Origin of the sequence: Bordetella genomosp. 7 (assembly GCF_002261415.1) — a bacterium.
GTDB lineage: Bacteria > Pseudomonadota > Gammaproteobacteria > Burkholderiales > Burkholderiaceae_B > Bordetella_A.
Window position 1 is genome coordinate 124,676 of record NZ_NEVI01000023.1, and the last position, 11,409, is coordinate 136,084.

At 65.6% G+C, this 11,409-nt stretch carries 14 protein-coding genes; 7 read left to right on the plus strand and 7 right to left on the minus strand.

Annotated features, from left to right (window positions below):
- Positions 1-56 precede the first annotated feature (56 nt).
- The 3 genes from dksA (at position 57) to hslU (ending at position 2,588) form a co-directional block, all read left to right on the plus strand.
- Positions 57-521: an RNA polymerase-binding protein DksA gene (dksA, locus tag CAL18_RS17480; protein WP_038852538.1), complete on the plus strand. Its 465-nt coding sequence runs from the start codon at positions 57-59 to the stop codon at positions 519-521.
- Positions 522-680: 159 nt separating this feature from the next.
- A complete protein-coding gene (gene hslV / locus CAL18_RS17485; protein ID WP_026640743.1) occupies positions 681-1,220 on the plus strand; it encodes an ATP-dependent protease subunit HslV in 540 nt (179 codons plus the stop codon).
- Between the two features lie 33 nt (positions 1,221-1,253).
- A complete protein-coding gene (hslU, locus tag CAL18_RS17490; RefSeq protein ID WP_094797558.1) occupies positions 1,254-2,588 on the plus strand; it encodes an ATP-dependent protease ATPase subunit HslU in 1,335 nt (444 codons plus the stop codon).
- A 53-nt stretch (positions 2,589-2,641) separates the two neighbouring features.
- Here hslU and CAL18_RS17495 read toward each other — a convergent pair whose 3' ends face one another.
- Positions 2,642-2,965, minus strand: coding sequence for a copper-binding protein (locus CAL18_RS17495; RefSeq protein ID WP_026640745.1), 324 nt, complete (start codon positions 2,963-2,965; stop codon positions 2,642-2,644).
- A gap of 146 nt (positions 2,966-3,111) precedes the next feature.
- On the opposite strand from CAL18_RS17495, the gene CAL18_RS17500 reads away from it, so the two are divergent.
- Genes CAL18_RS17500 through rfbC form a run of 4 tightly spaced genes read left to right on the plus strand, consistent with a single transcriptional unit; the run spans position 3,112 to position 6,218 of the window.
- Positions 3,112-3,672, plus strand: coding sequence for a cob(I)yrinic acid a,c-diamide adenosyltransferase (locus CAL18_RS17500; RefSeq protein WP_026640746.1), 561 nt, complete (start codon positions 3,112-3,114; stop codon positions 3,670-3,672).
- 34 nt (positions 3,673-3,706) lie between these two features.
- On the plus strand, positions 3,707-4,768 hold the full coding sequence (rfbB, locus tag CAL18_RS17505) for a dTDP-glucose 4,6-dehydratase (protein ID WP_026640747.1): 1,062 nt from the start codon (positions 3,707-3,709) through the stop codon (positions 4,766-4,768).
- Complete coding sequence (gene rfbD / locus CAL18_RS17510; RefSeq protein ID WP_038852540.1) at positions 4,765-5,676, plus strand: dTDP-4-dehydrorhamnose reductase; 912 nt, start codon at positions 4,765-4,767, stop codon at positions 5,674-5,676. Before rfbB ends, rfbD begins: the two co-directional genes overlap by 4 nt.
- Positions 5,673-6,218: a dTDP-4-dehydrorhamnose 3,5-epimerase gene (rfbC, locus tag CAL18_RS17515; RefSeq protein WP_026640748.1), complete on the plus strand. Its 546-nt coding sequence runs from the start codon at positions 5,673-5,675 to the stop codon at positions 6,216-6,218. The genes rfbD and rfbC overlap by 4 nt, the downstream gene beginning before the upstream one ends.
- Before the next feature lie 149 nt (positions 6,219-6,367).
- Here rfbC and lipA read toward each other — a convergent pair whose 3' ends face one another.
- The 6 genes from lipA to CAL18_RS17545 all read right to left on the minus strand — a co-directional run bounded on the left by lipA (position 6,368) and on the right by CAL18_RS17545 (position 11,350).
- Positions 6,368-7,366 carry a lipoyl synthase gene (gene lipA / locus CAL18_RS17520; RefSeq protein ID WP_026640749.1) on the minus strand — a complete coding sequence of 333 codons (999 nt, stop codon included), beginning with the start codon at positions 7,364-7,366 and terminating at the stop codon, positions 6,368-6,370.
- Between the two features lie 61 nt (positions 7,367-7,427).
- On the minus strand, positions 7,428-8,069 hold the full coding sequence (gene lipB, locus CAL18_RS17525; protein WP_094818416.1) for a lipoyl(octanoyl) transferase LipB: 642 nt from the start codon (positions 8,067-8,069) through the stop codon (positions 7,428-7,430).
- Between the two features lie 22 nt (positions 8,070-8,091).
- Positions 8,092-8,367 carry a YbeD family protein gene (locus tag CAL18_RS17530; RefSeq protein WP_026640751.1) on the minus strand — a complete coding sequence of 92 codons (276 nt, stop codon included), beginning with the start codon at positions 8,365-8,367 and terminating at the stop codon, positions 8,092-8,094.
- 20 nt (positions 8,368-8,387) lie between these two features.
- The gene (locus tag CAL18_RS17535) at positions 8,388-9,254 is read right to left on the minus strand and encodes a D-amino acid aminotransferase (protein ID WP_094818417.1); all 867 of its coding nucleotides are present in this window, start codon (positions 9,252-9,254) and stop codon (positions 8,388-8,390) included.
- A gap of 52 nt (positions 9,255-9,306) precedes the next feature.
- Positions 9,307-10,551: a D-alanyl-D-alanine carboxypeptidase family protein gene (locus tag CAL18_RS17540; RefSeq protein WP_094797560.1), complete on the minus strand. Its 1,245-nt coding sequence runs from the start codon at positions 10,549-10,551 to the stop codon at positions 9,307-9,309.
- A gap of 145 nt (positions 10,552-10,696) precedes the next feature.
- On the minus strand, positions 10,697-11,350 hold the full coding sequence (locus CAL18_RS17545) for an alpha/beta hydrolase (RefSeq protein WP_026640754.1): 654 nt from the start codon (positions 11,348-11,350) through the stop codon (positions 10,697-10,699).
- Positions 11,351-11,409: the final 59 nt, after the last annotated feature.

The window sequence follows — 11,409 nt, forward strand, 5'->3', positions numbered from 1 at the left end:
CGCCGCAATCCAGACGCGCGTCGCGCGCCAGGATCGATTCATAGTGGAGTGTTTTCATGGCTACCAAGGCAGCAACCAAAAAATCAACCAAGTCGACGAGCGATACGGCGATTGATCTGCCCAGCGAACAAGAATTGCTGGCCATGCCCGAATCGGAATACATGAACGAACGCCAGCTGGCGTTCTTCAAGGAACGGCTCAAGCAGCTCGAGCAGGACATCCTGGCCAATGCCGGCGAAACCACCGAGCACCTGCGCGAGACGCAATTCGTGCCCGACCCCGCCGATCGCGCCACCATCGAAGAAGAGCACGCGCTGGAACTGCGCACGCGCGACCGCGAGCGCAAGCTGCTGAAGAAGGTGCAGCAGTCCATCGCCCGCATCGACAGCGGGGAATACGGCTGGTGCGAAGAAACCGGCGAGCCCATCGGCATTCCGCGCCTGCTGGCGCGCCCCACGGCCACCCTGTCGCTCGAAGCCCAGGAACGCCGCGAAATGCGCCAGAAGCTCTACGGCGACTGATCGCGTCCCCTATTAATTTTCCGCTGTTCAAGGCCGCGCGGTATTACCGCTGCGGCCTTTTTTACGTCCGCGGGGCGATAATCGTACAAGGCCAACCCGCGCTGCACGCTTGAAATCCGCGGTTTCGCCCTTAGTTAAGCCCTTCAACGGAAGGAACGCATGGAACAATTTCACGCCACCACCATCGTCTGCGTGCGCCGCGGCAACCGCGTCGCGCTGGGCGGCGACGGCCAGGTCACCCTAGGCAACATCGTCATCAAGGGCACCGCCCGGAAAATCCGCCGCCTGTATCACGACAAGGTACTGGCCGGCTTCGCCGGCGCCACGGCCGACGCCTTCACGCTGCAAGAGCGCTTCGAAGCCAAGCTCGAAAAACACCAGGGCCACCTGATGCGCGCCGCCGTCGAACTGACGCGCGACTGGCGCACCGACCGCGTGCTGCGCCGCCTGGAAGCCATGCTGATCGTGGCCGATGCCGAACACACGCTCGTGCTCACCGGCAACGGCGATGTGCTCGAGCCCGAACATGGCCTGGCCGCCATCGGGTCGGGCGGCGCCTATGCCCAGTCGGCCGCCCTGGCGCTGCTGCGCAATACCGAATTGCCGCCGCAAGACATCGTCAAGCAGGCGCTCGAAATAGCGGGCGACATCTGCATTTACACCAACCAGAACCACGTCATCGAAACACTGGGCGAATAAGCCCGCCGCCTGGCCTGGCGCAAGGATTCCTCAATGTCCGCATCCACCATGACCCCCGGGGAAATCGTCTCCGAACTCGACAAATACATCATCGGCCAGAACCGCGCCAAGCGCGCCGTGGCGGTAGCGCTGCGCAACCGCTGGCGCCGCCAGCAGGTTCCCGAACCGCTGCGCCATGAGATCCATCCCAAGAACATCCTGATGATCGGCCCCACCGGCGTGGGCAAGACCGAAATCGCGCGCCGCCTGGCCAAGCTGGCCAATGCGCCCTTCATCAAGATCGAAGCCACCAAGTTCACCGAAGTCGGCTATGTGGGGCGCGATGTCGACACCATCATCCGCGACCTGACCGAATATTCCATCAAGCAGACGCGCGAGCTCGAAATGCGCCGCGTGCGCACGCAGGCCGAAGACGCAGCCGAAGATCGCATCCTGGACGCACTGGTGCCGCCGGCCCGGGGCGCGTCGGGCGAACCGGTGCGCGGCGAAGAAAGCAATGCGCGGCAAACCTTTCGCAAGCGGCTACGCGAAGGCAAGTGCGACGACCTGGAAATCGAAATCGAGATCGCCCAGCCCATGCCGCAAATGGACGTCATGACGCCGCCGGGCATGGAAGAAATGGCCGAACAGCTGCGCGGCATGTTCGCCGGGCTTGCGCGCGACAAGAAAAAGTCCAAGAAAATGAAGGTCAAAGAGGCCTTCAAGCTTATCGTCGAAGAAGAGGCGTCCAAACGCGTCAACGAAGACGACCTGCGCGCCGCGGCCATCGCCAATGTCGAGCAGAACGGCATCGTCTTCCTGGACGAGATCGACAAGATCGCGGCGCGCCAGGAAACCGGCGGGGCCGATGTCTCGCGCCAGGGCGTGCAGCGCGACCTGTTGCCGCTGGTCGAAGGCACCACCGTCAACACCCGCTACGGCATGGTGCGCACCGACCATATCCTGTTCATCGCGTCGGGCGCGTTCCATCTGTCGCGTCCGTCCGATCTCATTCCCGAACTACAGGGCCGCTTTCCCATCCGGGTCGAACTGGATTCGCTCACCACGCAAGATTTCGTGCGCATCCTGTCGGATACCGACGCCTCGCTGATCAAACAGTATTCGGCGCTGCTGGCCACCGAAGACGTTCAACTCGACTTCACCGCCGATGGCATCGAGCGGCTGGCCGAACTGGCGTTCTCGGTTAACGAACGCACCGAGAATATCGGCGCGCGGCGCCTGTACACGGTAATGGAAAAGCTGCTTGAAGAACTGTCGTTCGATGCCACATCCAGCAGCGGCGGCGTGGTGAAGGTCGACGCCGCCTACGTTGACGCGCAGTTGTCGGAAGCCGCCGCCAGCCAGGACCTGGCGCGCTACGTGCTATAGCGTCGCGCCTGTCGCCGGACCTGCTGCACGGCGGTCCGGCGGCGCGCCGTTTCTTATTTGCCGATCTGCGTGATGACGTAGTTGCCGCCCTGGCGGGTAGCGGTAAAGCGCACGCTGTCGCCAGGCCGGATGTTGGCCAGCAGGGCCGGGTCGGCCCGATACACGAGTGTCATGGCGGGCAGATCCAGCGCCTTGATCTCGCCATGCTTGATCGTGACCTTGCCTTCGCCGGGATTCACCCGACGCACCTCGCCGCTGGCGGTGGCGCTGGCCTGCGCGGCCGCCTGCGCCGGCTGCGCGCGCGCGGGCGCCGTCGCCCACCCGGCCAGAATGGCAACCGCCAGCACGCCGGCTGCCGCTTTGTACAACTGATGCATGGCATGGCTCCTTGTGAACGCAGGGCAGGCCGCGCCGGCCCCGCACCCAGACATACCGGTACAGGATAACGCGTTCGCGCCGCGCCGCGCTGGCACTACACTAAGGTATTGTTTCATCACGCAACCATCAAGACAGGGCATATCCAATGGGCAACCGACTTTCCGCCGTGGCGACGCGCACCGGCGATGACGGCACCACCGGCCTGGGCGACGGCAGCCGCACCGGCAAAGACGCTCCCCGCATTGCCGCGCTGGGTGATGTAGATGAACTGAACAGCGTCATCGGCCTGCTGCGCACCGAGTCCCTGCCCGACGACGTACAGGCCGACCTGGGCGTCATCCAGAACGACTTGTTCGACCTGGGCGCCGAACTATGCATTCCCGGCCACACGGCCATCGAGCCCGGCCAGCTGGCCTTCCTGGATGAACGCCTGGCCCATTACAACGGCCCCTTGCCGCCGCTGCGCGAGTTCATACTGCCGGGCGGATGCCGTGCCGCGGCGCTGGCGCACCTGGCGCGCACCGTGGCCCGCCGCGCCGAGCGCGCCGTGGTCGCCCTGGGCCGCGTCGAGCAATTGAACGCGCCGGTACGCCAGTACCTTAACCGCCTGTCAGACCTGATGTTCGTGCTGGCCCGCCACCTCAATGGCGCGCAAGGCACCGGCGATGTGTTCTGGACGAGCCGCCATTCGCGCGTGCAGCCCTAGACGGCGGCCTTTATAGACCTGCCTGCGCGTCATCATGAGTATCCTCGTCACCGGCGGCGCCGGCTTCATCGGATCCAACTTCGTTCTGCGATGGCTCGAACAGACGGACGAGCCCATCGTGAACCTGGACAAGCTGACGTACGCCGGGCATGCCGGCAACCTGGAAAGCGTGCGTGGCGATCCACGGCACCAGCTGGTGCAGGGCGACATCGCCGACCACGCCCTGGTTGCGCGCCTGCTGCGCACCCACCGCCCGCGCGCCGTGCTGAACTTCGCGGCAGAGTCGCACGTCGATCGCGCCATACGCACCCCCGGCGCATTCATACACACCAACGTGACCGGCACATTCCAGTTGCTGGAAGCGGTGCGCACCTATTGGCTGTCGCTGGACGACGCCGCGCGCGCCGGCTTCCGCTACTTGCAGGTGTCTACCGATGAAGTCTATGGGTCGCTCGAGCCCGACGCCCCGCCCGCCGCCGAAGGCGATGTGTACCGGCCCAATAACCCCTATTCGGCCAGCAAGGCCGCGGGCGACCACCTGGCGCGCGCCTATTGGCAAACCTACGGGCTGCCCGTATTGACGACCCATTGCCCGAACAATTATGGGCCGCGCCAGTATCCCGAAAAGCTGATACCGCTGCTGATTCATCATGCGCTGGCCGGCAGGCCGCTGCCCTTGTATGGCGACGGCTCGCATGTGCGCGACTGGCTGTATGTGGATGACCATTGCGATGGCCTGCGGCGCGTACTCGAAGGGGGCGAACCGGGCCAGGCATACCATATCGGCGCCAACCAGGAACGCAGCAACCTGCAGGTGGCGCGGGCCGTGTGCGCGCTGCTGGACGCGTGGCGTCCGCGCGCAGACCACCGCCCGCATGACGAGCTGATCTGCTTCGTACAAGACCGCCCCGGGCACGACAGGCGCTACGGTATCGATGCCGGCAAGATCCGCCGCGAACTCCGGTGGCAACCGATGCACGACTTCGACACCGGCCTGCGCGCCACCGTGCAGTGGTATCTGGATCACCCCGATTGGGTCGCAGGCGTGGCAGGGGGGGCCTATCGCCATTGGTTGCAGACGCAGTACGCGCCATGAACATCCTGCTGCTGGGCGCCACGGGCCAGATCGGCAACGCCTTGCGGCGCACACTCTTGCCGCTGGGCCGCGTCGTCGCGCCCTCGCGAGCGCAGGCAGACCTGGCCGATCTGGACAGCCTGGCCGAATACTTGCGCGCGCAGTCGCCCGACATCATCGTGAACGCGGCCGCTCATACCGCCGTTGACGCCGCCGAGGCCGACGAGGGTTCCGCCCGGCGCATCAATGCCGATGCCGTGGCGATAATGGCCGCGCAGGCGCGCAACAGCGGCGCGGTGCTGGTGCACTATTCCACGGATTATGTCTTCGACGGAAGCAAGCCGGCGCCCTATATCGAAACGGATACGCCACGCCCCTTGAACGCATACGGCCGTTCCAAGCTGGCCGCCGAGCATGCCATCGCGGCAAGCGGCTGCCGCGCGCTGGTGTTGCGCACCAGCTGGGTTTACGCAGCGCACGGCAGAAATTTTGTAAAGACCGTACTGGAACTGGCCCGCCAACGTGAAACACTGCGCGTGGTAGCAGACCAGGTCGGCAGCCCCACATCGGCCGAGCTGGTGGCCGACGTCACCGCGTTGGCGCTGGCAGCCCACCACAGACATCAGTTGGCCGATGGCATTTACCACCTGACGGCGGCCGGCAGCACCACCTGGCACCAGCTGGCCTGCCACACCGTGCAGCGCGCGCATGAACGGGGCATGGTGTTGCGGCTGCAACCGCAGCGCATACAGGCCATCGGCACGGAAGACTATCCCCTGCCGGCGCCCCGGCCGCGCAATTCCCGGCTCGATACGGGCCGGTTGGCCGCCGCCCTGGGGTTGCAGTTGCCCGACTGGACCGCCCACCTCGAGCTCACCATCGATGACCTTGTGCGCCACGCGAACGAAACCCGGCAGAGTCCGCCATGAAAGTCACGCCGCTTGCCATTGCCGATGTGTTGCTGATCGAGCCCGACGTCCACAGCGACGCGCGCGGCTACTTCTTCGAGAGCTACAACGCCGCGCGGCTGAATGCCGCATTGGCGCGCACGCCGCAGTTCGTGCAGGATAATCACTCGCGTTCGGTGCGCCACGTCGTGCGTGGGCTTCATTACCAGATCCGCCGGCCGCAGGCCAAGCTGGTGCGCGTCGCGGCGGGTGCGATATTCGATGTGGCGGTGGACCTGCGCCGCTCATCGCCCACGTTCGGCAAATGGACGGGGGCTGTCCTGTCGGCCGACAACAAGCGCCAGCTATGGGTGCCCGAAGGTTTTGCGCACGGCTTCATGGTGCTGACCGATGTGGCGGAAACCCTGTACAAGGCTACCGACTACTACGCGCCCGAATACGAGCGATGCATCATATGGAACGACCCGTGCATCGGCATCGATTGGCCCGACGTCGGGGAAGTCATTCTGTCTGACAAAGACAAGCGCGGCGCGGCCTTGAAAGACGCCGACACCTACGATTGATACCAGCGCGCGCCTCGTCAATGTCGGACGCCGGCCTAGACCTGCCTGCGCGTCATCGTTGTGCCATCAGGTGTCTGACACCGTAGGGTGTCAGACACCGGCTCTCAGGCAACGGACGCCATGCCGGCGCGCGCAAGCGGGTGCACAGCTTAGTTCACACCCGCGGCATGGGCCTGCTGGTCGGCATGGTACGACGACCGCACCATGGCGCCCACCGCCGCGTGGCTGAAGCCCATGGCATAGGCTTCGCGCTCGAACATCGCGAACGTGTCGGGATGCACATAGCGCAGCACCGGCAGGTGATGTTCGGACGGCTGCAGGTATTGACCGATGGTGAGCATGTCTACGTCATGCGCACGCATGTCGCGCATGACCTGCAGGATTTCTTCGTCGGTTTCGCCCAGGCCCAGCATCAGGCCCGATTTGGTGGGCACTTCGGGATGCAGCTTCTTGAACTCGGCCAGCAGCTTCAGCGAATGCGCGTAGTCCGACCCCGGCCGCGCTTGCTTGTACAGGCGCGGCACGGTTTCCAGATTGTGGTTCATGACATCGGGCGGGCCGGCGTTCAGGATGGCCAGCGCACGCTCCAGGCGGCCACGGAAGTCGGGCACCAGCACTTCGATGCGCGTCTGGGGCGACAGCGCGCGGATGCGCGAAATGCAATCGACGAAATGGGCCGCGCCGCCGTCGCGCAGGTCGTCGCGGTCTACCGAGGTGATCACCACATACGACAGCTTCAGCGCGGCGATGGTGCGCGCCAGGTTCTCGGGTTCGTCGGCGTCGAGCGGATCGGGGCGCCCATGGCCGACATCACAGAACGGGCAGCGCCGCGTGCATTTATCGCCCATGATCATGAAGGTGGCCGTGCCCTTGCCGAAACATTCGCCGATATTGGGGCAGGACGCTTCTTCGCACACCGTGTGCAGATTGTGCTCGCGCAGGATGCGTTTGATGTCGTAGAAGCGCGAGCCCGGCGCGGCGGCCTTGACGCGGATCCACTCGGGCTTTTTCAGGCGCTCGGCCGGCACGACCTTGATGGGAATGCGCGACGTCTTGGCCTGCGACTTCTGCTTCTGGGTGGCGTCGTAGGCGGCCGGCGCCCCGGATTGCGGATCATTCGGGGAAACAGAGGGCTCGAGCGTGGACATTCGTCACCTTCGTCATGACCGCGCCGGCAGACAGCGGCAAGGTCCGGTAAAAAAAGGCATTTTAGCGCGTTACCCCGTCGGGCTCCGGCAACGCGGCCAGCAGCCGCTCGGCCAGCCGCTGGCCGACGCGCTCCAGGTCGCAGCGCGCGCCGCACGCGGCCATGTCGACGGTGGCCAGGCCGGCGTAGCCGCAGGGGTTGATGCCCAGGAAAGGCGCGAGGTCCATGTCGACGTTCAGCGCCACCCCATGATACGCGTAGCCATTGCGGATCTTGATGCCCAGCGCGGCGATCTTGGCCAGCTCGCCGCCGGGCCCGCGCGGCACGTACACGCCGGGCGCGCCCGGCTGCCGGCACGCATCGGCCACGCCGAAGTCGGCCAGCGTGCCTATGGCGGCGTCTTCGAGCAGCTGCACGTATTCGCGCACAAACAGGCCCGCGCGCCGCAGGTCGAACAACGCATAGGCCACCACCTGCCCCGGCCCGTGGTAGGTGACCTGGCCGCCGCGATCGCACATCACCACGGGAATGTCGCCCGGGTTCAACAGGTGTTCGGGTTTGCCCGCCTGCCCCAGGGTGTACACCGGGGCGTGTTCGCACAACCAGACCTGGTCGGGCGTGTGGCGGGCGCGCGCGGCCGTGAAGGCCTGCATGTCGTGCCAGACCGCGGCGTAATCGGCCGGTCGGGTCAGCCACCGGATCATGGCGCGCGCCTGGCGGTTTGCGTTACAGCACGATGGACACCATGGGGTGTCCGTGCAGCGCGCGATACAGGTTATCGAGCTGCTCTCGAGAGGTGGCCCGCACGGTGAACGTCAGCCCCACGTAATTGCCACCCTTGCTGGGGCGCATTTCCACCGTGGCGGGATCGAAGCCCGGATCGAATTGCCGCACCACGTCGGTCATGGTCTGGGCAAAGTCGGGGTGCTGCTTTCCCATTACCTTGATGGGAAAGTCCGACGGGTATTCGATCAGGGACTCTTCGGGAGGGATATGGTGCATGGTCGGCTCGGCGCGCTGGCTCACAGGGCGGCGATACGGGCATCATACCCCGCACGCAGCCGGGCATAAACGGGGCCGGGTTTGCCACTGCCCACCGGCTTGCCGTCCAGCGTGGTAACCGGCAGCACCTCTTTGGTGGCCGAGGTCACCATCAGCTCATCCGCGTTGGCGACTTCTTGCTGCGACAATGGCCGCGCCTCGAAAGCGATACCGGCTTCCTCGGCCAGCTCGCCCATCAGGCCATAGCGAATGCCTTCCAGGATAAGGTTGTTCTTGGGCGGCGCCAGCAGCTTGCCGCCGGAAACCACCCAGATATTGCTGGAAGAGCCTTCGGTGAGGAAGCCATCGCGGAACTGCGCCACTTCGTCCACGCCCGCATCCACCGCTTGCTGCCGCGCGAGCACGTTGCCCAGCAGCGAGACCGACTTGATTTCGCAATGCAGCCAGCGTTCGTCCGGAATACTGATCAGGCTGACGCCTTTTTCGCGCTGCGCCGCCGACGGCGGGTTGAACACGGTGGCCATGCCGAACACCGTGGGGGCGATGTCCTGCGGCGGGAAGGCGTGGTCGCGCTTGTATACGCCGCGCGTGACCTGCAGGTACACGATGCACGTAGGGGTGGCCGAACGGCGCGCCAGTTCGCCGATGACGTCGACCCACGCGTCGCGCGACATGGGTTGCGCGATGCGCAGCGCCTTCAGGCTGCGGTCGAGCCGGTCCAGGTGTTCGGCCATGCGGAATGGCTTGCCGTTGTACACCGGCACGACTTCGTAGATGCCGTCGCCGAAAATGAACCCCCGGTCCAGCACCGAGATCCTGGCCTGGTCGGCCCGCGTGAATTCACCGTTGAGATATACCTGGCTGTCGCCCGGCATGCCCGGAATCATGGATGGCTCCTGAAAAGATCCGGGGCGGCAACGCCGCCCCGTAAAAAAAGGGTTACTGGAACTTGCGCTTGACCATATCGACCAGGCGGCCAAAGAACCCGGCGCGCTCGACCGCGTCTTGCACCACCAGCGGTTCGGTGCGCAGCACCTTGCCGTCGAGCGTGAGCTGCAGGGTGCCGACCTGCTGGCCCTTGGACAGCGGCGCCACCAGCGGATCGGTGCGCTGCGCCACGGGCTTGATATCGCCCGCCTTGCCGCGCGGCACGGTCAGCGACACGGGGTTGGGCGGCCCGAGCTTGACCGTTTCAACAGTGCCTTCCCAGACGCGCGCATCGACGCCCGGCTGGCTCTTGTCGTACAGCGTCACGGTGTCGAAATTCTGGAAGCTCCAGTTGAGCAGCTTCAGGCTTTCTTCGGCGCGCGTGGCCTCGCTGTCGGCGCCGGCCAGCACGCTGAGCACGCGGCGGTCGCCACGAATGGCGGTAGACACCAGGCAATAGCCCGCGGCGTCAGTGTGGCCCGTCTTCATGCCGTCGACCGAGGGGTCGGCCCACAGCAGGCGGTTGCGATTGGGCTGTGTGATCTTGTTGTACGTAAATTCTTTTTGCTTGTAGTAGTGGTAGTACTCGGGATGGTCGCGGATCAGCGCCGCCGACAACAAGGCCAGGTCGGCCACGGTGGTGATGTGCTGCGGGTCGGGCAGCCCCGTGGCGTTCATGAAGTGCGTGCGCGTCATGCCCAGCCGCTGGGCTTCCTGGTTCATGATGGCGGCGAACGCCGACTCGCTGCCTCCCACGGCTTCGGCCAGCGCCACGGACGCATCGTTGCCCGATTGCACAATGACGCCCTGCAGAAGTTCGTCAACGGTAACGGGCTTGCGCGGCTCGATGAACATGCGGGAACCGCCCGTGCGCCATGCCTGCTCGGAAACAGGCACCTGCTGCTCGAGCGTGATGCGCTTTTCTTTCAGGGCGTTGAACACCACATACGCCGTCATGATCTTGGTCAGCGACGCCGGCTCGATCTGCGTATCGGGGTTGGATGCGGCAAGCACCTGACCGCTGGTGACATCGACGGTGATCCATGCGCGCGCCGCGATGGTGGGCGCGGGCACGGCCGACAGTTCCACCACAGGTGTCGTCGCCGCCGCGGCAGGCGCGGTGCTGGACACGGGCGCCGCCGGCTGCTGTTGTGCCCACGCCGGCGCCGACGCGTACATCAGCGCAGACAGGACGGCGCCGGCCACGGCCTGGCGAGTGAACACAACGGAAGTCGGACGGATACGGTTTATTTTCATTAGCACGAAGATTCCACGGTCAAGAGCCGCCCAGCGGGCGCAAAGCTGCAACATTATAGGAGCGGGATAAGACTGCACGGGCGCGATAATGTTCCTTGCCATGCCGGCATGGCAGCGCCAGGGGCGCCCATCGGCGCGCCGCGCGTCAATCGAGGGCCACTTTCAGGCGGGCGTTCACCAGTGCGCGCAGCACCAGGAGCTTGCCGTGGAAAAAGTGCGATGCGCCCGGCACCACGACCACCGGCACGTCGCGCGGGCGCGCCCAGTCGAGCGTTTCCGACAGCGGCACCACTTCGTCCTGCTCGCCATGCACCATCAGGGTATCGGCAGGCACGTCGACTTCCTGTTCCTGAAAGCGCTGCACGGCGGCCCCCATCAGCATCAACGCGGCGGGCAGCGCGGTGTCGCCGGCCGCGGCAAGGCCCGAGTAGGTCTGCGCGGCCACGGCCGTGCCGAACGAAAACCCGGCCAGCACCCAAGGCGCCTGGGCCAACTCGGGGTAGCGTTCGCGCACCTGCGCCACCAACCCCAGCATGTCGCGCGTTTCGCCGCGCGCCTTGTCGAACTGGCCTTCCGACTTGCCCACGCCGCGGAAGTCCGGCCGCACGGCCATCAGGCCTTGTTGCACGCAGGCGCGCGCGATGGTGGTGACCACCTTGTTATCGCGGGCGCCTCCCTGCAGCGAATGCGGATGCAGCACCAGGGCCCAGCCCCGGGGCGACCCGGCGGGCCGGTCGATGGCGCAATCAATGACACCGGCCTCGCCGGTGTAGGTTTCGGTGTCGGTACGTGCAGACATGGGAAAAGCGTCAAAATAGGGTTGGCAGCCTGCATGTTACCAACCCCGCCTGCGCCGTA